This is a genomic window from Drouetiella sp. (genome assembly GCF_059504425.1).
In genome coordinates, this window is the sequence record NZ_JCACIN010000099.1 from 1 (window position 1) to 20,993 (window position 20,993).

Sequence of the window (20,993 nt, forward strand, 5' to 3'; positions counted from 1 at the left end):
TACTGCTTCTTGTCCTGACTTCTCCACCACTGAACCGAAAGTAGTGGGCTAATTTAATCGGGTAAACCCCCAGCTCTGCTGGGGGACTCCCAAAGTTTGACGGTTCCGGGAGTCGCAGTTTGACAGAGAGGTAAGTGTAGGAAAGAGTCTCTTTACCACCGACCAAGGAAGGGTAGGTGCAAAGAAGACTCATGAAAGACACAGGCAGTTTAAGTCATACCAAGTGGGAGTGCAAATACCATGTGGTGTTCATCCCGAAGTATCGGCGTAAAGCGATGTACAAAGAGCTACGGCAGTATTTGAGAGAAGTGTTTCATGAATTAGCGCGGCAGAAGGAGTGCCGGATTGAGGAGGGGAATTTGTGTTCAGATCATGTGCATATGTTGATCTCAATTCCACCAAAGTACTCGGTATCTCAAGTGGTGGGATTTCTCAAGGGCAAGAGTGCCATTGCGATTGCGCGCAACTACGGAGGCAAGCGGAAGAACTTCGTGGGGCAGCATTTCTGGGCACGTGGCTACTATGTTTCAACGGTGGGACGGGAAGAAGCAACGGTGCGGCAATACATCCAACGACAAGAAGCGGAAGATCAACGCATAGAGCAGATGCGACTTAGCGATGAGTGGTAGGGACAAGCCGCTTTGAGCGGCTCCATCTTCAAGCCTCCGGCTTTGCCGGAGGTTGGTGACTTGCGTTGTCTGTTATTGAAGCAAGGCAAAATCCTCATAGCGAATCACGGGAGAATTCATCGGATTAGTACAACAGCCTGATAATTGTCGTTTTGAGTCAGCCGCGATCTCTTCTGTTTTTGATCTCTCAACCGATCTCAGCAACTCAATAAGAGAAGAAAGTGCCTTTAAATTCACACGCCTATGTAATTGACATTTCACAGCAGGGTAAAACAACCATTTTGATTAGCCATCGACCTAGAGTAATTTTGCGAGCCGATTGGGTTGTCTTCCTTGAGAAGGGAGAACTGAAGTTACAGGGTTATTCCCAAGAGTTAAGCCAAGTTCCCGGTGAGCACTTGGATTTCATCATTCCGCAGCTTCCAAAATCCCATGAACTAGCGGAGATGGCATAATTCTGCCAAGGGTTCTGGGGAAGCTGTAGCAATGAGGATCAATTGACCGCGATCGTTTACTCTCCAGCTTTCAGCTTCTGTAATGGAGTTTTTTAAGGAATTTTGTGTTGTCGTCGTTGATGCCACAGAGCTAGTTGCATCAGATAAAATATTTACTTGAGAGGGGAGGCGGACATCGCTCAGGATATCGTCACTGCTGAGGGGTTCGTAGGGAGTGGGAGGTAAGCCACCATGACCTGTATCGAAAAATGAAGCGGCGGCTTGCCCTCCCTCAACCTGGCAACCTTGCACAAGCTCAGTAGCGATAGGAGTGATAGGCAGTTCAGTGAGCCCTTGAGTAGGGTCGAGATTGATGGCAGAAAGGCTGACTGTACCAGATATCCCAAACCGAGAACTTGCATCAATATCATTAGTACCATTGCCTTCGACAAAAGTACGTTCCTCATATCCCTCAAATCCCAGAACGCCTCGCACAGTAATATTAATGTTGCCACCCCGACCTGCAAAGGCACTGGCGAAGATATCATTATCCTGTTGCGGGGCTGCAATCAGGAAGCCGTCGGGCGCATCAATGTGGATATTTCCCGCTCCAGCAGTAAGATTCGCATCTGTAATTGATGCGGCAGAGATTCGGCTGCCATTTCGCATAATCAACAAGTCTGGATCTTGGATATTAATTGTTCCAATCCCTTGTCCAATTTCACTCTCTGCCGCAGTGAAAGCAGTCAATCTTGCCTGACGTCTCTCTCCCCCATCTAGAAGGATGGAGTTAGCTGTAATGTTCAAGGTACCCCCTTGTCGACCGAAGTTTCTGACTGATATGGCAGCCCCATTCTCAACCGTTAAATTTGGGGTGGTAATATCTACCGTTCCAGCATCACCTGTTGCACCTGGCTCAGCTGAAGCAAAAAGACCGCTCTCGATTAAATTATCAAGATCTGAAAAATCCCCTACAGCTCCACTCAAACGGATGGAGTCTGTCGCTAGGATCGCTAGCCTTCCCGCATTACCACTCCCAAAGGTTGTAGTAGAAATCTGCCCACCCTCCTGAGCAATGAGCCGATCGGTTCTAATATCTATGTTACCTGCATCACCCTGACTCCCTTCCGCAGCCTCAGCGACAATGACAGGAGGACTAACTCTCCCAGGTTCATCTTGGGTCGGTTGCACTCCAAATAACTGGATATCTGAAGCTCTTATGCGAATATTCCCTGCTCGACCGATATCAGAAGTACCATTCTTAATTCCAGAATTCTGGAGTAGCAGACGTTGAGTATTAATGATCAGGTCTCCATTATCATCTCTGCTGCGAGTATCTATACTTATAAATGAGCCTTCTCTTAAAGCGATAGAGTTACCAGTATTTATAGTTAGCGTTCCTCCTATTACATTCCTTGCAGGGATGGAATCATTTTCTCCACTAATAGATTCAATTTCTTCACTAATAGAATTAACGCCTGAAGCCTCAGTGAGGGCAAGGTCTCTACCTGCTCTCACCGCCACATCTCCAGTACGACCTCCGTCAAGCGCAAGGTTTTGTATTAATGAACCTCTCAAGCGAACGGAACCAGCAGCATTGAGCCTGAATTCTCCTCCTGTTCCGCTCCTTGTGCTGGAAATAATGCGCGAACGATCGAGTATTATTTCGTTACCCCAGATCTGAATTGTGCTGCCAACTTCGTCTATTAGAATGGCTTGGGAAAAGTTAGAGAAGCCGACAGTAAAGTTGGAAAGCCGGATGTTCTGAAAGTTTTGAACATGTTTATAGCCCAGAACAAAACCTTCTGAACTTGTGCTTAAATCGACCCGAGCTGTGGTAACGCTCCCCAATTCAATCCGTCCTCCTACTGCTGTATTAAGTCCTCCTACTGCTAGACTTTTATCTGACAGTATGATGTTACCTCCTACTAATGCTAGCGTTCTGTTCGGAGCAACTTGCAAATCACCTCGGCTACGAATCTCTCCTGGAGCCTGCCCGAATTGCAGACCCATAGGAACATTGACTGCAAGGAGAGGAGGAGCCTGAGAATTGCTTGCACTAAACTCAGCGTCATTGGGGAAAACAAAGCTATTGGCAGTCGTGGCGACAAACGAGCCTCGAAGATCTAAACGGGCATTACGTCCGAAGAGGATACCGTTAGGATTGAGTAAAAACAAATTTGCTCCCCCCTCCTCTATACCCAGAGTGCCTCGGATACGAGAGGGACTATCGCCCGTTACCCGTGTGAGGATGTTTTCAATTCCATTTGGATTGGCAAACCTAACCTGCTGTCTTTCTCCAACATTGAATTCTGTGAAACTGTGAAACAGGTTGCGACCTCGGATTGTTCCACCCATAACTCTTGTACATTGAGTGCTGCACTCTTCTAAATTTGTTGGAGTTGAACCATCTTGAACGATCTGCGCCAGCACTGGCTGAGACACCATCAGCCCACAAAGACAAACTCCACCAAACCAGAAATAACTGCACCACTTCATGAGAGTCTCCTAAAACAAGTCCTGCCAGGTTACCACAGGACATTTAGCAAGTAGGGGCAGACTGTAATCCACCCCTACCCGACTTGAAGCAAGTATTCACTGGGCAACTATCGCCAGTAGATCAACATCAACCTATCTTCAGACTATCACTCACTTAAGCTAGTGAAATTAAGGAAAGTTACAGGTTGTTCTGCTCAGGTGACGCTGTCATCTTGGATTGAGCCAGTCGACTAAAACGCCTGCGACCTTTTAAGAGCAACACTACACCTACAGCCCCTGCACCCAGCAGACTACCTACTGGATTTTCAGGAATTGCCTTTGGTCGTCCCGAAGTATTACCAGATTGGTTGTACCTCCCTCCGTTGAGGTCGTAAGCAGCGGTATCGCCGAAGGTAACTGAGGCAAAAGCAGTTAAATCTAGGTTGGTTCCTTGCCTTCTACTTGTAGTAAAGATACCATCGAACCTGGATAGACGATCTACAGTAACAATAATATCTTCAAAAGTAGTTATAAAATTGACTCGCTGATTCGTATCAACAGTGAGCCGCCGAAAGGAGAACAGATTAGTGTTACTTCTGACATTGCATTGGTTTGGAGTGCATATTGCTCCTATGGTAGTTGAAGAATTTGGAATTGGAACAATGTTGAAGGCTTGAGCCGCTGTTGAAACAAAACAAGCGCCGATCGCGAGTGTTGCTACCGCTGAAAATTTCAGGCTGTTCTTTGTCATTAGACCGATCGCTAGTTTCATGGGTTTTCTCCTATTTTTTAGATCAACTTGCTTGTAAACCACTCACACCAAACTTTTTAGAGCCAGTTGCCCTTAGTCTTGTCAACCTAAAAATTTTGCCGACGCTGCCGTGCCCATGGCGTTCCCCGCCAAATGCTAATGAACAGCAGACCAGAAACGAGAGCGCCCAAATTCCACTTCACAGCTTTTTTCAGTAGATCAAGCGACTGAGCTTGCTGAGCTTGCTGAGCCTGAGCATTAAGATTTTGTTCCCCTTGGGCGATTGCCTGAGCCAGCTTTTGCTTTACCTGCTCTACTGGTTGAGTAGGGGTAATTTCTGGCGCAACTCCAGCACCATCAAGACTAATGAGGAGTTGTTCTAGCTCTCCGACTGTTTTAGCCTGATTTAATTTATCTTTTACCTGTTGAACGGCTTCCCGTTTTTCACTAACCTGACTGAAAATTTGTTGGTTCGCTTGTCGATGAACCCTAACGGCATCAACGATACATAGGGGAATCATTAGAAGATACATTAAGCCAACACCCAAAGCCAGCCATGATAATCCTTTTAGAATAAATTCGTCCCATTTCATCAGGCGATCAGGATCGACCAAAAACACCATGAACAGCCCCACTAAAATTAATGGAGATTGTTCAATGATGGCTCCCATCGTCTGGAATTCCCAGACCGGATTCATAAGGTCAGTTGGAACTAACGCATCAACTAAGCTGATTAAGCTTAGGATTAACAGTCCGTAACCAATCCAGTGCAAAGGCTTAACGAATTGCGCCACTTTGTAATTCGGAGATCTAATAGGTGTTTCAAATTGATGTACTTGATTATCTAATGGCTTAACCATAATAGATGCACCAGGGTTTGTGGCTCATAAAAAATCTGTCGATCGACAATCTTTAGAACTTCTGGTCACTGATTCGTTGCTGTTTACATATCAACCAATAGCACAGCCCAAAAACTAACATGGCAACCACACCGAAGATTGAAGAACCTTCTCCCTCATGCCAGTAATGAAACAATTCCTGGTTTTGAGCAGTTCCTAGAATTGCCATGAGTGCCACTCGAACTCCATTCACTCCGAAGCCGATCAACAGTGCAATAATTGGCACCAGAATTTGCTTGCTCCGAGAAACAGGAAACAGGATCAGACCAATCACTGCTATGCCCAATAGGTAAGCCATGCTCTCAATTCCAGAACAGCCTGTATAAACTTTGACCCCACCTGTTGGCAAGTTGATATAGACATCTTGTACCGAGACATTAAAACCTGTATACCAAAGTAGAAACGTTGCAAACCTAGCAGTGATCGGAGAAATATCAGGTAACAAGGTAAATATTACACTAGGACCACCCAGAAAAAACAGCAGGGTGAGTTCCTGCCTGTATCGTTTAAGACCCTGAAGCCCTGAAGTCAACAAGCTAATCGCTAGAGCAGAAACAAATGGGAATAGGCGAAGCACTGGGTTAGGCAGATCACTCGTTAACTGTGGATCATGGAGCAAAATACTGCCTCCCCATAAAGAAAAACCAATTAATGCTGCTCCTAAGACTTTAGAGAGAACGCTGCTCTGCAACACCAAGCTATGGCGCTTTTCCCAAAACACAATCATTGCAGATAGATAAAATAGAATGCTCATCCCGAAGTGAGCAATGTTTCCTGAAAGCCAGACTAACGTCATGTAAATTGCCACTAAAGCTGCAGCAGTTCCCAGTAGCCAGTACTGGCTTTTCTGAAGCAAGCGCGCTGAAATAGGATGAATTACCTTCATGCTGATTCAAAGAAGAGAACTGAGAGCGATCGCCAGAGATCTCAGCAACCTTGCTAGATCTTTAGCAGCAGCTTATGGAATTTTGGTAAAGTCTGCGAATTACTCGGATAGTTTGGGGATAATCATACGTAACTATTGATACGGGTCTTACAAAGGTATGGTAAAGATTATGGTCTGAAGTATGAATGTTAGGCTAACTTCACCCTCATCACAAAAAAACTCCGGAGGTAAAGCTCTAAGGGATTAGGAAGATATATAGGGAAAATCATCTAACTTTCTAAATCAAATCACCCAATAGCCATTCTTGCGCCAGTATTGTTCTCGTAGAGCTTGTTCTAGCTGCTCATCAGAAATCAGATTTTTTTCCATCAAGAGTTCTCCCAATTTCCGATCGCAATAGTTTTGATGAATTAAAGCCGATTCTAATTGAGGTGGAGAAATTAGTTTTTTGTTGACTAAAATTCGACCCAGCTTAATCGCTTGATCATTAGGAGAAACAGGGGAAGCGATCGCAAATTGTTTCTTTCCACGAGCACCTGAGAGAGTTGTTGGGACAATTACCGGTGGTGCAACAATTACGGGTAGTATGGGGTTAGGGCTGGGGACTGGGACTATGGAGGGCGGTATAGGGCTGGGGTTGGGGGCTGAGACTATGGAGGGCAGTATAGGTCTTCCCATGTCTGTAATCTTCCTTAAAATTTGAGGGATTAGGTTCGGGCAAAGCTCTTCTACTGACATGTAGGGATGAGGTTTTAGTTTTATTCACCTCAGTTTTCCGCTAGGTCGCTTAAACCGTAGTAATGACTTAGAGAACGTATTGAACACTGGTGCTGAAAATGCTGCCTAGAATTCAGCTGAGAGGATCGCGTCTGCTGCTGTTCGCGTTACTTATTTGCTTCGGCTGTCTCTCTGCCTTGGGCATTCCAGCTCTTTCGGCACCCCCTATACCTGCCCCGGTAGGGGTTCAAACCGCTCTACCTCTCTCTAATACATCCCTGCTGCAACAGGGTATCGATCGCTACGAAGCTCAGCAATATTTTGAGGCGATCGCCCTATGGCAGCAGGCACTCAGTCAGTTGCACGAACAGCCACAGGTACAAGCCTTTACCCTTAGTAACTTATCGCTGGCTTATCAGCAGTTAGGGCGCTGGTCTGAATCAGAAATCGCCATCAATCAAAGTTTGGCGCTATTACAAGATGAACTGGCGCCACCTGATATTTTGGCAAAAGCGTTGAATACACAAGCCCGCCTCCAGTGGTTTCAGGGACAGCCCGAAACCGCTCTAGAGACTTGGCGGCGATCGACAGTTGCCTATCAGCGAGCAGGTGACTTTTCTGGCACTCTGATGGGGTTAATCAATCAAGCGAAAGCCTTGCAGTCCTTAGGCTTTAGTGTCCAGGCAGAAGCACTGCTCAATCAGGTGCAGCAGGGAGCGCGATCGCAATCTGATCCCAAGCTTAAGGTCACCGGATTGCAGAGTTTGGGTGTTGCTCTGCGGCGGGTCGGCAAGCTGAAGGAATCGCTAACGGTACTGCAGGAGAGCAGCCAGGTCGCTATAGATGCTGACCTCGCAGCGCTGCATGGCTCAACGCTACTAGAGACTGGCAATACCGAAACAGCCCTGTGGAATAAAGCGATCGCCATTGGTCAAACGATGCAAGCTCAGAGCCACCGCCAGGCAGCGATCGTTGCCTATCAACAGGCAGCAATCGTTGCTCCCTCAATTCAATTGCAAGCTCAGTTAAATCATCTGAGCCTGGAAGCAGAAGCCGGACAAACGGCTGCTGCCACCCTGCTTTGGCGATCGATTCTGCCCCAGTTTACCCAGCTACAGCCTAGTCATAGCCACATTTATGCCCAGCTCAACGGGATTAAAAGCCTGACTATATTGCAAGAGCGCGATCGCACATTTCAACCCAGTTGGGCAAGCCTAGCGCAACTGGCTGTAACTGCGATTCAAGATGCCCGCAAGCTGCAAGACAATTCTGCCGAATCCTATGCTCTGGGTCAATTGGGTGAGCTTTATGAAAAAACTGGACAGTGGACAGAGGCAACAAGCTTGACAGAACAAGCGCTGTTGAAAGCTGAGCAGGACTCCGTGATTCGCTATCGCTGGGAATGGCAGCTAGGGAGACTCCTAGAAAAGCAGTCTGACTTGTCAGGGGCGATCGCCTCCTACACCGCAGCGGTGAAGTCGCTGCAATCTATCCGCAAGGACTTATTGCTGATCAACGCTGATATTCAATTTTCTTTTCGGGATGCCGTAGAACCCGTTTATCGGCAGTTAGTAGAACTGTTGCTGAGTGCCACTGCTCAACCCAGCCAGGAGATATTGCAACAGACCGTGCAGCAGGTGAACGCATTACAGTTAGCCGAGCTAGAGAACTTTTTGGGCTGTAACGTGGCGCAAACGGTCACGATTACCGACGTGGCGAATGACCCGACAACCGCTAAACTCTATCCGATGATTCTGCAAAATCGGCTGGCGGTTGTTTTAGAGTTACCAGGACAATCATTGATTTATCATGCTGTGGACTTGCCGCAGACAGCCGTTGAAACGAAACTCCAAACGCTACGAGAGAATCTCAGTACCGCCGATCACACGCCAGAGGCGATCGCAGGACTCCAAGAGGTTTATCAATGGCTGATTGCACCGTTTGAATCAGAGCTAGCAAAGTATGAATTCAAAACCTTGGTATTTGTTTTAGATGGGCAGCTCCGCAATGTGCCCATGGCTGCACTTTATGACGGAGAGCAGTTTTTGATTAGCAAATATGCTACGGCAATCGCGCCCCGCTTAGAGCTGTTTCAGCCTAGTCCGCGCCCAAAACAATTCAATGTATTTTTGGGTGGAGTTAGCGAACCGCAAACGCTAAACCAGTTGGCTTTTCCGAAGATCGAATATTTAACGCCTGAGCTAGAGCAAATTCAGCAGATTGCTAAGGCAAAAGCACCGCTCTTAGAAACAGATTTTACTGAGAAAAACATTGAAGCTCGTTTGAGTCAGGAAAATTTTTCAGCCATTCATCTGAAAACCCATGGGATATTCAGCTCCGATCCCGAGGAGACTTTTATTGTTGCCTATCGAGAACTAATTACGGGAAAAGATTTAGGACGACTGATTCAAACCGATCGCCAAACCGATCGACTAGGCGAATCAAGCGCTGTAGAGCTTTTGGTGCTGAGCGCCTGTTCGACTGCAAAAGGAGATAATCGTGCGGTACTAGGGATGGCAGGTGTTGCGGTGCAGGCTGGGGCACGTAGCGTCGTTTCTACCCTTTGGGAAGCGCAAGATTATCCCAATACGCAGCTAATGATTCGTTTCTACCAAGAGCTACAAAAAACAGACATTACCCGATCGCAGGCTTTGCGAAATGCCCAGATCTTCCTTATACAACAAGGCTACACAACACCACATATTTGGGCAACGTATGTGTTGGTGGGGAATTGGTTGTAACGGAAACTGGCATAGCCCTATGGCTCTGTTACCACCTCGCCCACAATGGGCTTTTGCACCGCATCTGCCGCCCCAGCAATGGTCAACAAGCTACGCCAGCGTTCCCTAAGCTGTGCATTCTGCGGCATTGCAGAGATGTGATCGGCTAACTTAGCCAACGCGTCATACCAGACTTCTGGAGTTCCAGCTTGAATCTGGCGATCGCGCTCAGGTGTCGCCTCTACACGCTGTATCCAACCATCCACCTGCAAATCAGCTTTCGAGGTGGTGTTGCCTGTACAGTACAGCTTGAAATACCAGTGGTATGATTTGCCCAGAGTTAGGGCTGTATCAGCAGTTTCTGGAAGCTTGACGCTGACAATTCCAGGGGAGCTAGGTAGTTTGAATCGGGCACGATAGAGCCGAGTCATTTCATTCGGCCCAACCAAAACTGAAAACTCGCCAGATTGCACATCGCTAGCACCATAGGGAACATAAAACAAAACTGTTGGATGCGCTAAGGTTGTCACCACTGGATTTTCGGTCGGTACGATCGCCAGCAGATTTTCTGTGGAACTCGTGCAGGCTTTGGCATCACTCAACGAACCCCCGGCTCGTGTTCGGTTGGGGGGCGGAGTCCAAGGTGGCGGCGGCAGTTGACTAATCTGTAATGGACTCATCTGCATTTGGGGTGACATCGTTCCACTCGTAATCTCATCCGCCCAACCGCTTGTCCAGTTGCTCGTCCAGCTATTGAGTCCCAACCACAACGCTATTCCCAACAGCGATATTTTTTTATAAACCATTTCAGAAACCTCCGTGATTCGATCGAGTGAATGAGTTGACTACTGCGGAATAAATGATCACAGCCGTGCTAGTGAGCAAGACTGCCAGCACCGATGGCAATAGCGGCAGCCAAATGCCTTGCACTAAAAACCACAGCGATAGATAGTACAGCATCAGCACCATGACACCTGTGGCAATTGCCGTGAGCCACAGCAATCGCAGCCGCACAGTAGTCCAGCCCGCGATCGCAGCCCATCCTAAGATCCACAACCCATCGCCCCACTGGATATCTCGCCACTGCGGCAGACCGCTAATGAAGGGACGCTTTTGGCTAACAGCACTCAATATCTGGCTAATTTGGTGGGCATGAATCCAGATTCCTGGCATATCGCCGTAGGGGGTATTGAAACTGTCTCTAGCAACTGGGGCAGAAGTGCCGATCAAAATAATGCGATCGCGAATCCAGCTAGCGCTAACCTGTCCTTGCAACACCTGCTGTAGCGTTACCCGCTGCCCCGGTGGATCGGTACGGTAGTTAATTAAAATTTGGCTCATCCGTCCGTCAAGTCTCTGGTAAGCACCAAACCGACTAGGCAGCTTTTGCAGAACAACCGAACCAAACTGCCAATTGCCGTCGGGAGTAACGGCGGGCGGGATACCTGTTGCCGCCAGATAGCGATACGCCAATTGCAAGTTGAGGCTATAGGGAGTAGTACAGGAAGTGGGTGTATCTGTTAAGCCAGGTTCATAGGAAAGTATCTGCCGTCGCACTTGATCTTCTGGATGAATCGCCTGTTCGCTACTGACGGTATCGGTACGAGTTACGGTCTGGGTATCGCCACTGTCTAACAAGAGATCGCTGAAGCCCATCTGAGTCGTGCGCTGCGCTTCAGAAAACTCTGGGGGCGGGGCAGAATTGCGATCGTTAGAGCCAAAGCTACAAACCAGATACAGATTGGGATTAGTAAATTGCTGAATGAACTGCGATCGCCCCTGCCCCCGAGACTGATAGCGATGCATATCTAACCCGATGGCTCTGGGTCGGGCTGTTTCCAGCTTTTCGATCAACTGTGCCAGCGTCTTGTCCTCTAGAGGATAGCCGTACTGATTCGTATCATCCTGAGTGACTTCTACTACAAGAATTCGTGGGTCTGTGCCTTCTCCCGGACGCGATCGCAGAAGCCGATCAAATAGTGCCAGCTCCGACTGCTCTAGCCCACCTAATGCCCGTATTCCCAACACTAAACTTGTGATTGCCAAGCTTAGCATCAGACCCATCTTGACTGATGTTCTGCGGAACTTGTTGACATGGGTCGATAAACTGGGAGTAGTCGGCTGAGCCTCTTTTAGAGTTGACCAACTAATTGGCGTTTCTGCCGGATTTTGGCAGATGACAGGTAGCCAGGAGGCGCAAGGAAACTCATCTTCCAATCCTTGCAGTTTCTCTCTCGCTTGCCGCACCGATTGATAGAAGGATTTGCCGTTCGCAAAGGTGGTCAGGAGATCTGTCACAAAGACTTGAGCGACACGATCAGGAACAGGTTCACGCATCACGACGAGTTGGGGGATATTGAGATCCGCCATGGCTCGTGCTAGCCCTAACCCATCGCAAGAGTTAAAGATTGCTAGACTTAAGCCCCGTCCGATCGCTGCTTTGAGCGCATTTTTCAGATGTGCAATGGTGACCGTATCGCTGCCATTAATCATCATCTCTCCGGTTTCACCATCAGCATGACTGGTGCTGTGTCCGGCAAAAAATAAAATATTCCAGCCCTGCTCGTCCCAAAGCCAGCGATCGAGATCTTGCCGCTGGGGTTCTACCAGAAATACCGTTTCGGTAGCAGGTAAGTTCTCTAATAGAGTACGATCGTGTTGAATATCAATCCCTTCACTGTTACCCAAAATTGCCAAAATTCGTACTCGATCAGGCGTACGGTGCGTCAGGACTGCTTTGCCATACTCTGGTGCACTCAGCGCGACTTCTGCCTGGGGATAGTCTTCAAAGAAGCTCCAGAGATGCCACGGCAGTCGACGGAGATAGGGATCGTCAGTTTCTATAATGACGCGGATTTCTTCGGTGGGCAGTAGACGCGTCCGGAGCCGCCGCTCAGCTTTACTAAAGGTGCTGCTGTCGAGCCAGCGATCGATCTCCTGCTTAAGCTGCTGACACACTAAGTCAAAATCAGTCACAGAAACGTTGGTAATGCCCTCATCTTCTATATCGATTGACGATCGCCGTGACAATCTTCTCCAAGTCATTCGCTTCGAGAGAGCCATGTAGAGCGTGCGCCAGCGATCGCACAGCTCGGGCAACTGGGCATTAGGAGTCAAACTGCCTGCCCATTGCGTCGGAATTTGGGGCGGAGCGGTCTGCCAAAGCTGAAGGGTTACAGTATGAAAGCCCTGTTGCCAATCCCCTTGACCCAGTTTGAGAACAACAAGTTGGCTCATACGACGAAATCTTCTGTAATGCTGAATTCTGCAAACTGTATCTGCAAACTGAACTGTGTTCCGACTGGACAGCGGAAGCGTCGCAATTGAATGTAGCTATCCTGTGGTCTAGCTTGAACGGATTGGAGCGTTTCACCCGTATCTGCCAGCAGATTTAGCGTCAGATTCGCAGGCGTGACCTGACTAGAATCGAGATGCAGTTGCGCCATGATTGCAACTCGCTCATCCGCCTCTGAAGCTAGGCTGAGCAGCAGTAAGACCGTTTGCGGAGGCTCTGTAGACAGGATGATTTGCTTGCCCTGGGTGAGGGTTGTATCTCTAGGAGCTGATCGCAGGTTAATTGCCAATTGCAAATCGTCGTTAAACAAGGCTTCTAGGCTCTGCCAACCTGTTGCCACATGTCGCTGGAACCACCGGCTCAAGTTTGTTAGTTCACTGATTATTAGTCCACTGGACTGCTGCCGATACATCTGCTGTCGCCAGTCATCCTGAGACAGCAAGGCTCCCCACATTGCAAAAGGAAGGACCAGCCGGGGAATGACGGCATTGCTGAGGCGCTGAATCAAATTTTCTGCCTGAACATTGCTTAAATCGGCGAGAGGAAGAGCCGCAGCTTTAGTCTGAGCTTCAGGGCAAAACTGTAGCGTTACCCACAATGCGCCTATATCTCTGATTAGGTTTTGTGCTTCTAATCTATAGGTTCGATCATCAGCATCGTAATAACCATGCATCTTCAGATCTTGATGCGTTGTATATCCCCAAATCCTGACCCAGTGCGTGTTCTCTTGTTCATCCAACTGTATCTGTAAGGCTAAATAGTAATCAGCGGTCCATTCAGGAATATCAATCCATTCCTGTGGCACTTCCAGTTCGCCATTGTCGATCGCCTCGCTGGGCAGGAGTACTAACCGCTGATTGCCAATAACGATCGCGGCTCCGTTCACCACATCCCAAATGCTGGACAAATTCTCCTGACTCTGCCAGATTGTAGCCTCTGGTGCATGCTCTGCCTTAATCCAGGGAAGTACTGTGTCTAAACATAGACGATTTAGATAAGCGTTCCAGCGGCGATTAGGAGCATGGCATTGGCTGTGCTGCCAAACTGTCTCTTGCTGAGCGGGGGAGATTTCCAGCCATGCATCAGTTGGATCGGCGAAGGTAATCATATCGTTTAGGTCTTGCTACAAGTGCTAAGTGGCTACAGGTGCTGAGGTACACACTAAAGGGGAAAAAGCGCATGGACTCTTTAAAACTTAAGTTGGATTTACAGCAGTCTGGCTGTATCGGGCGCAAAGCCACTCTTCTAAACCTGTACTCATACTTCCTATTAGGGTTGGTGTAGGTAGATTATTCAGCTCTGCCTGACTCCACTGCACTAACGCAGTCAAAAGGAATTCTCTGGCTTTACTCAGCCGCCGCGATACGGTTGCTTGACCTAGGGCTAGTTGCTTCATAATCTGCTGCTGCGTGTAGTGCTTTTGATAATAAAGTTGCAAAATCATCTGCGTTTGAGCATCTAGCTCCGCGATCGCTCCCTCCAGCACTTGAGTAATTCGCGTGTACTGACTCTGGCGCTGCATGATCTCTTCTCGATCAATAAGCGCCCCTAAGGGCGTATCAATATCAGCAGCAACCCTGTCTTGAATTTCGCTAGTATTTTCGTCCACAGAGGACACATTTAGTGAAGCAACGGATGGATAAAGATAAGAGCGAACCCAGACAGCACAGCGGCTCAACCATTGCTCGAGTTCCCTAGCTGTGATGGGAGGCGAACCGGGGTTTAGCTCCTCATTATACAGACGAGCAACAGCCTGCCACAGTGCTAAATCTGGCTTAGGCAATCGCTCTGTAGAGGACGCTGGTACATAGAGAGTCTTAAAGCAAGTCCAGGCTAGTTTGTATTGAGTCATTGCCATTGCCGATAATCCAGCATGCTGCAGACTTTCTATTAACCGCTTTTTGCTAATCTTGCGGAGTAGAGTCCAATCTGTGCAGAGATCTGCTGCCTGCCGCTGCCGCAATCCATCCCGTAGGATGCTCTGAAATACCATTTCCGCATAGGTGCGTAGACTAGCGCCGCGATCGTTCCTGAATCCTCGCAGAACGGTGCTGACCTCTGCGATCGCTATTTGGAAATAGTCTAGCAGTGTAAATTGGCTGCCGCTGAATTTATTAAAAGTGCGGTAGGCTGCCCAGTAACAAGACTCTTGCAAATACGCCGACAAGTGAAGGCTTGCCAGATTGTGAGCAGATTCCGACCTTGTTTGATCCCAGATGCGGTGCCAGTAGATTGTCCAAACCAACTCTGACGGATCAGGGGATTGGGCAAACACGCCTTGAAAACTGCGCCGCAGCTTTGCATCTGTCGTCCAGCGGGTAATAATGTCAGTTTCAAATTGCAAGAAAGTTGAGAACAGCTCAGTAATATCTTGGCGGTGGCGCATAGAGGCATAGAGGCAGTTGTAAAAAACTGTTATGAATGTTAATAAAAAAGCCTTACAGCGATTTTCAGCAATGCCCGATTTTCAAATGAATAGACCTCTTTCAGATTAGCTGTTGCCCTCTGTGCAAGCTGAGCGAGGAATAAGGAAACATTAGGACATCACACTTTATCTGCGTCCTAATAATGCACTATACAATAGCTCAAACCCTATCATCCGAGCACTTCAAACGTCGATTTTGCATTCATCAAGAGACTTTAGAACAGGGCTGATTCAGGGAGGCTTTCTTGTGTAACTCTCCAGGTTTTATCTCCCTGGTTACACAAGATTTTCAAATTATTTCCTCAGCAGATTCTTTGAGACGGCAGCCTACAATTTAGGGCACCTCACCCAAATTGCAGCCTGATAAAACTCTCCTCTCTGCCCTAACTCAAAGCCGCCTAACAACAGACCTAACCACACTTCAACCCACGGCATGCTTAGGTGACGACACAGTTCAGTGAACGAAACCCTCTCATCAGGCGCAGATTGAAGCCTTCGCTCGATCGCCTCTGTCCAGTCAGACACCTTCTCCTCATGGGCGATCGCCCACACTTCCTGATTTCTCTTCTGCTTCATCCGCTGCCGATGCCTCTAGCTGCTCCACCATTGCCAGCACTGCTGCCTTACCCACCGGAGCCGCGATCGACCCCTCTGGTTTCTGGGTTGATTTCACCCGCTGCCTCCGGGGTGAAATTGGCTCCATCAACTCACTCAAATCCACCGCCATCGTCTGCCGCACCACCTCGGCAAAGAAGCCACGCTCGACAATGGGATCACGAGAGGACTCCTCCCACTCCGTCATCCATAGAGCCGATCGCGCTACACAAAGCTCAGCCACTTGAAGCAACGCCTCTCCCGCAAACCGCAGTTGCTCAGACTCAGGCAAATGAGCCACTGTTGCTTCCACAGCATCCAGCATCGACTCCACATCCAAGAACTCTGGACTTTGCTGTGCCCTTTGCAACTGATCCCACAACGCTAGCTCCAGCTGCTCTGCCTTCACAGACGCTCTCCTACCTGACGACAATGCAAATGCTCAGCATGGTAAGAGCAAGGTCGGATCGGACATTGGGAAACGGAGTGCTGTTCCTCACGGGCAAAGCGCTCAAATCCACTGCGGCGATCGTTGCCATAGCGCTGGTAAAGCGCCTCCAACAATTGACGCGCATACTCCTTGACCATTCGCGGGGGTAGCCCAAACGTATGTTGGGGTTGCGTCATCGCTGTCGGCTTATTTCCCAGCCACAGCTCTGCACACAGCGCGTGGATCACCACCGCGTCATTAATTTGTCGAGGCTTGTCCACATAGGAATGCAGCACCACATAGGGAACTTCAGCAATCGGCACGACTAACTCTTCAATCTGGAGTTGTCGCCTGACGCCTTGAGTACGGCCCTTGCGGTAGTACAATCGCCGACTGCGGCAAGTGTCATCACTCCAGCAGCCATCGCCACCCCGATCTGTCTCATGCAGCTTACGGGCTTCGTTCACCGTTAACAGGCTGCATGCCCAACACTTCTCGTTTGTGGGTCTACCCATGCGGCTAATTTCATTGCCTTGAATCTGATGATAAGTGGATTTGGAGAGTCGATCGCTCCAGCTTACATAATATTCTTACAATAATCTGATATAGATAAGTGAAATTATCTGCACCTAAAGTCCCAGCATTAATCCGATCGCCCATGAACTCCTCTCCACCTGACCCCGTTTTACCGATTGTGATTGTTTCGCTCGAAGGCGGAAAGCCGGAGGGTGGGGGAAGAGGCGATCGTCCTCCTGATTTGCGCGATTGGCAGATTGAGGAGTTTCTCAGACAGACAGGTAAAGCAGACAATACCCAGCGAACCTACCGGGGACAGCTAAAACGATTTGCTGCCTGGTCTAACAAATCCTGGCTGGATGTCTCTCCTAGCGATCTCGGCAAATATCGCCGGGATCTGAAGCTCAAGGGCTTGAAGCCTGCTTCGGTGAATCATGCTCTCAATACGCTGCGATCGTTCTATAACTGGTTACGTCGCAGTAATGGCTATCCGATGAATCAACCTTTGCCCACCGACGCGATCGACTTGGAGAGGAAGGAGGAACCGCAGGCGGCTCACATTGAGGCGGAGGAGTTGGGTGATCTATGGTCAGTGCTAGAGCTGGATGATAAGACTCGGATGCGCGATCGGGCCATCATTGCGGTGCTTAGCCATGGTTTGCGAGCATCCGAGGCTTCAGCGTTAAATGTGGAACACTGGAATGGCAAGATGCTCACGGTGCATCGCTCCAAGGGACAGAACGTAGGTCAAGTGCCGCTCAGTCGGGAGGCGCGAACTTATCTGGAGGCTTATCTGGAGTGGCGAGGGCAGCAGGGGGACGGGTTTGCTCCAGCGCTGGAGAGTCCTATGTTCTTGGCACAAGACCCGAAGAGTGCAGGGCAGAGGCTGGGCTATCAGGGGTTGCACAAGATGGTGAAAAAGTTGGGAACTATCGCGGGGATTGAGGGCATCCATCCGCATCGGTTTCGCCATTCGTTTGGCACGGAGGTGACGCGGCGAGGGGTCGATCCGCTGTTTGGCAAGGAGTTGATGGGCATTAAGAGCGACCGCGTGTTTCAGCGCTACACTCAGGGCGTATTCAAGCAGGCGGCGGCTGAGGCGTATTTGAAGGCGATCGGCGAGGGGGAGGACAACCTATAGTAGGGTCTGTCAGCTCGCGAGAAAACCAGTCCTCATTCATCGTTTGTTCAGGAGGATCGCTACCGGGTTGGGGCCACAAAGGTTGGAGGAGCGAGCGACGTGAGGGCTGTTGTAAAACACCTGTCAGCAGGGCAAGCCCTGTGGTGACACCCGTTGCTTTGAGTCATGCCCAGGGTTCATCAAACTTGAGATACTCCTGATAGGTGAAGTCGGTTCTATAGGGTTCCTGCCACTGTTTGTAAAGGGCACAACTGCGGCGTACCACCTGAGTATTGACTGCTCCCCATAAAGAAGGGTGCAACCCAGGTGTTGAGATCCAGATCAAAGCAGGGCAGCTGTGGATCTCGATTACGGGTCATTCCAGCCGGAGTGTGAATGGCAGGCGGGTTCAGCAAAAAGGATCGCTGACCTGCGTTAACTGGTCTGAATCGTAGAGGTTCAAACTGGATGTCAGTGTGCCCCCGTTTAAGTCGCCATAAGCTTGAAAGTATGCCGTTACGGTTTGACAAGCCACTCCTAACTGTTGTGAATAACGGACAATCAGATAGGTACCCAGATCGGAAGGGACAGAGTCAAAGCCACAGCAGGGAATGATGCGGGTTCCATCTGATAGAGAACGTTGTTGCAAAAAACTGATATAACGTTATCTCAGAGATAATTTTTTGATTCAGCCACGAACTTGGACAAGCAAATACTTTATGTTTCTAAGAATCTCAAGCTGCTGCTGGAAACCGCAGTCATTCAGATGTTACTTCTTATCCTTGAGATTCAAAAAATCATTGGTTAAAGCAAGCTTTTTTGTAGAAACTTCTCACTTAGCCTACTAGTAACTCCACTTTGCATGACCGTAGGTCTGACTTAAAAGTTCAGTTAAAGCCTGAGATAACGTTATAGCATTAGGAAAATTATTATGCCGAACCAGCTACGTTCGCAGGTCATCTTGTCTATTGAAACCAATGCAGGTGGTGTTGCAAAGTCAACCACTGCCTATAACCTTGCTTACGAATTAGGAGTTCGAGGCTACTCAGTTGCCTTGCTGGACATTGATCCTAATGAATCACTCACTTTATTTTGTGGATTAAGAGAGAGTAGTCATCCTGGCACAATGGCAGATGTTTATGATCCAAGTTTCGCGGGTAATTATCCGCTAATGACTGCCTGGGCAAGTAAGATTGACAAAATCCAGGTCTGTAAAGGGGGTAAAGAACTTCATGAAACAATTCGCCTAGTTTCAAAAGATCTGCGTGGACCTTATGTCCTGGCAGATCGACTGAGTGATTATCCTTTACCTCATAACTTTGTCATCATTGATTGTCCTGCCACTCTAGAACCTTTACCTTTAACTGCATTGGCGGCATGCACTCATGTTTTAATTCCAATTCAGCCTGAGTACAAAGCTTCTCAAAGTGCTGCTGCCATGATTGAGTGGTACTACCACAACTGTAAGCAGCTCAGGCTCAAACCAGCACCTAAGATTATGGGCATTGTTCCAACGCGTTGGAAAAGCAATTGGGGAGCACATCAAAGTATTGTCGAAGAGTTACCGATAGTTTGTCAGCAATTGGGCATTCGGTTCTTTAATCCAATCCGCGAGTCAGCCGATATCTTGAATGCGTCGGGGCGAGGGTTACCACTCGGAATTTTTCGACCCGGTAGAGAAGCACGGGCCGACTTTCAGCCAATTGTAGATGCTCTAATTCAAGAACTGGCAGAGATGGGAGATAGATAATGCCAAAGTCAAATAAACCTAGTGTCCTTGGAATGTTTGCTGGAGCAGCAGGTTCGCAGCAAGTGTTTGAGCTTGAGGGTCACATTGATGAACTTCAGGCTGAAATTGTTCGGTTGAAAGCTAATCAAACAACAGTTGAACTTGCCGAAGCGGAACGGAATCAACTCAATCAGATTATTGAAGCTTTGCGAGATCAGCTGAAAGAAGTGGGCGGAGTTGTTAAAGTTCATCATAAAGATATTCAGCCAAACCTTAAGCAGCCTAGGCAAACCTTTGCTCCTAATAGCATTCACAGCATGGCGGTGTCTATCAAAGCAGAGGGACAACAACAGCCAATCATATTGCTGCCCGGCAACCTTTTATTTGACGGTGAACGTCGATGGCGAGCGGTATCTGAGTATTTACAGCCTGAGATTGAAACCTTGGATGCCGTAATATTGCCAAGGGAGCTTTCAGAAGCAGAACTGCACTCATGCGCTTTACTAACTAGTCTGCATCGAGAAGGATTGAATGACCTGGATTTAGCAGAAGGGCTAACTCAACAGGTTAAATTTGAGCTTGGTGTCGAGCCAGAGGAAACGATTAAAGCAGTCAGAAGAGCAATCGCTCGGTTAAATACGAGGAAACTTTTGCCACAACTAACTAAGTTAGTAACTATGACAAGAGATAAGCAATCCAGATGTGTTAATACGTTTGAACTAGACAATATCGAACGTGACATCTTCTTGCTGTTACTCCGCTTCCAGCAAAACCCAGCGTCGGTAGATGCTAATGTCTTTCCGTCTTTAAAATTTCCAATTGATCTTAAGCAGGCTATTCGCCAGTCTGGATTGGGTACAAATCATGCTCGACTGATTCAGCAGCTTAATGCCAAAAAACTGGGAATTCCTGAAGAAAAAGCCTTAGAGATTCGCCAAGATAGTGTGATTCAGATTTTAGAGAAAAAACTAACGATTAGCGAGACACGCACTTTAATTGGCAAAATCATTGCTGAGCATCAGCCAGAGAGGAAGCATGTAGCGCTCAATCGTAAAGTTGAATCCTTAATCCGTAACGTGTCGGATATCTCGTTAGAGGATACGGGTCTAGAGCAATTGCAAAAACTATTAGTTGCTCTAGAGACTAAAGCTAAAGAGATCCGCAGCAACTTGCCATAAAACTAGTCTTAAAGCCGTGTCAGATAAACTCCTTTCATTTCCAGAGAACTATGATGACTTTTTGAGCACTCTCAAAGAACACATCCGTCATGCCCAAGTCAAGGCAGCACTGGCAGTCAACCAGGAACTCGTTACACTTTATAGCGCTACGCACATACGTTAGGACACTCTTTAAAGGCAGCATCAACGCAA

Annotated in this window: 19 protein-coding genes and 1 pseudogene; 6 read left to right on the top strand and 14 right to left on the bottom strand. The window is 48.2% G+C overall.

The window, feature by feature from the left end:
* Positions 1-191: 191 nt before the first annotated feature.
* A complete protein-coding gene (gene tnpA, locus AC5JMP_RS23340) occupies positions 192-629 on the top strand; it encodes an IS200/IS605 family transposase (RefSeq protein ID WP_495853920.1) in 438 nt (145 codons plus the stop codon).
* A gap of 260 nt (positions 630-889) precedes the next feature.
* Positions 890-1,084, top strand: a pseudogene (locus tag AC5JMP_RS23345) (hypothetical protein); the annotation flags it as partial.
* On the opposite strand, the gene AC5JMP_RS23350 reads toward AC5JMP_RS23345, so the two are convergent.
* The 5 genes from AC5JMP_RS23350 to AC5JMP_RS23370 form a co-directional block, all read right to left on the bottom strand.
* Positions 1,067-3,511, bottom strand: a complete 2,445-nt coding sequence (locus tag AC5JMP_RS23350; protein WP_495853902.1) for a filamentous hemagglutinin N-terminal domain-containing protein — start codon at positions 3,509-3,511, stop codon at positions 1,067-1,069. The pseudogene AC5JMP_RS23345 and the gene AC5JMP_RS23350 overlap by 18 nt on opposite strands.
* A 229-nt stretch (positions 3,512-3,740) precedes the next feature.
* The gene (locus AC5JMP_RS23355) at positions 3,741-4,313 is read right to left on the bottom strand and encodes a hypothetical protein (RefSeq protein WP_495853903.1); all 573 of its coding nucleotides are present in this window, start codon (positions 4,311-4,313) and stop codon (positions 3,741-3,743) included.
* A gap of 86 nt (positions 4,314-4,399) precedes the next feature.
* Positions 4,400-5,152, bottom strand: a complete 753-nt coding sequence (hpsJ-A, locus tag AC5JMP_RS23360) for an HpsJ-like protein, cyanoexosortase A-associated (RefSeq protein WP_495853904.1) — start codon at positions 5,150-5,152, stop codon at positions 4,400-4,402.
* 52 nt (positions 5,153-5,204) lie between these two features.
* Entirely contained in the window at positions 5,205-6,077 is an 873-nt protein-coding gene (gene crtA / locus AC5JMP_RS23365; protein WP_495853905.1) for a cyanoexosortase A, read from the bottom strand.
* 282 nt (positions 6,078-6,359) lie between these two features.
* Entirely contained in the window at positions 6,360-6,755 is a 396-nt protein-coding gene (locus tag AC5JMP_RS23370; RefSeq protein WP_495853906.1) for a cyclic di-GMP-binding domain-containing protein, MshE-related, read from the bottom strand.
* Positions 6,756-6,913: 158 nt separating this feature from the next.
* On the opposite strand from AC5JMP_RS23370, the gene AC5JMP_RS23375 reads away from it, so the two are divergent.
* Positions 6,914-9,535, top strand: coding sequence for a CHAT domain-containing protein (locus AC5JMP_RS23375; protein WP_495853907.1), 2,622 nt, complete (start codon positions 6,914-6,916; stop codon positions 9,533-9,535).
* A gap of 17 nt (positions 9,536-9,552) precedes the next feature.
* On the opposite strand, the gene AC5JMP_RS23380 is transcribed toward AC5JMP_RS23375, so the two are convergent.
* The 7 genes from AC5JMP_RS23380 to AC5JMP_RS23410 form a co-directional block, all read right to left on the bottom strand.
* Complete coding sequence (locus AC5JMP_RS23380; RefSeq protein ID WP_495853908.1) at positions 9,553-10,320, bottom strand: DUF928 domain-containing protein; 768 nt, start codon at positions 10,318-10,320, stop codon at positions 9,553-9,555.
* Between the two features lies 1 nt (position 10,321).
* A complete protein-coding gene (locus AC5JMP_RS23385) occupies positions 10,322-12,751 on the bottom strand; it encodes a CHASE2 domain-containing protein (RefSeq protein ID WP_495853909.1) in 2,430 nt (809 codons plus the stop codon).
* On the bottom strand, positions 12,748-13,917 hold the full coding sequence (locus AC5JMP_RS23390) for a DUF1822 family protein (RefSeq protein WP_495853910.1): 1,170 nt from the start codon (positions 13,915-13,917) through the stop codon (positions 12,748-12,750). Before AC5JMP_RS23390 ends, AC5JMP_RS23385 begins: the two co-directional genes overlap by 4 nt.
* An 87-nt stretch (positions 13,918-14,004) precedes the next feature.
* Positions 14,005-15,195 carry a sigma-70 family RNA polymerase sigma factor gene (locus tag AC5JMP_RS23395; protein ID WP_495853911.1) on the bottom strand — a complete coding sequence of 397 codons (1,191 nt, stop codon included), beginning with the start codon at positions 15,193-15,195 and terminating at the stop codon, positions 14,005-14,007.
* A 366-nt stretch (positions 15,196-15,561) separates the two neighbouring features.
* Entirely contained in the window at positions 15,562-15,810 is a 249-nt protein-coding gene (locus AC5JMP_RS23400) for a hypothetical protein (protein WP_495853912.1), read from the bottom strand.
* Positions 15,767-16,237 carry a hypothetical protein gene (locus tag AC5JMP_RS23405; protein WP_495853913.1) on the bottom strand — a complete coding sequence of 157 codons (471 nt, stop codon included), beginning with the start codon at positions 16,235-16,237 and terminating at the stop codon, positions 15,767-15,769. Before AC5JMP_RS23405 ends, AC5JMP_RS23400 begins: the two co-directional genes overlap by 44 nt.
* Positions 16,234-16,773, bottom strand: a complete 540-nt coding sequence (locus tag AC5JMP_RS23410; RefSeq protein WP_495853914.1) for a hypothetical protein — start codon at positions 16,771-16,773, stop codon at positions 16,234-16,236. The genes AC5JMP_RS23405 and AC5JMP_RS23410 overlap by 4 nt, the downstream gene beginning before the upstream one ends.
* Positions 16,774-16,916: 143 nt before the next feature.
* Here AC5JMP_RS23410 and AC5JMP_RS23415 point away from each other — a divergent pair, with 143 nt between their 5' ends.
* Positions 16,917-17,915, top strand: coding sequence for a tyrosine-type recombinase/integrase (locus AC5JMP_RS23415; RefSeq protein ID WP_495853915.1), 999 nt, complete (start codon positions 16,917-16,919; stop codon positions 17,913-17,915).
* Between the two features lie 215 nt (positions 17,916-18,130).
* Here AC5JMP_RS23415 and AC5JMP_RS23420 read toward each other — a convergent pair whose 3' ends face one another.
* Positions 18,131-18,310 carry a hypothetical protein gene (locus tag AC5JMP_RS23420; RefSeq protein ID WP_495853916.1) on the bottom strand — a complete coding sequence of 60 codons (180 nt, stop codon included), beginning with the start codon at positions 18,308-18,310 and terminating at the stop codon, positions 18,131-18,133.
* Entirely contained in the window at positions 18,304-18,543 is a 240-nt protein-coding gene (locus AC5JMP_RS23425) for a hypothetical protein (RefSeq protein ID WP_495853917.1), read from the bottom strand. The genes AC5JMP_RS23420 and AC5JMP_RS23425 overlap by 7 nt, the downstream gene beginning before the upstream one ends.
* 282 nt (positions 18,544-18,825) lie before the next feature.
* Here AC5JMP_RS23425 and AC5JMP_RS23430 point away from each other — a divergent pair, with 282 nt between their 5' ends.
* Both AC5JMP_RS23430 and AC5JMP_RS23435 read left to right on the top strand, forming a co-directional pair.
* Positions 18,826-19,644: a ParA family protein gene (locus AC5JMP_RS23430; RefSeq protein WP_495853918.1), complete on the top strand. Its 819-nt coding sequence runs from the start codon at positions 18,826-18,828 to the stop codon at positions 19,642-19,644.
* Positions 19,644-20,801: a ParB/RepB/Spo0J family partition protein gene (locus AC5JMP_RS23435; protein WP_495853919.1), complete on the top strand. Its 1,158-nt coding sequence runs from the start codon at positions 19,644-19,646 to the stop codon at positions 20,799-20,801. The genes AC5JMP_RS23430 and AC5JMP_RS23435 overlap by 1 nt, the downstream gene beginning before the upstream one ends.
* The last annotated feature ends 192 nt before the right edge of the window (positions 20,802-20,993 follow it).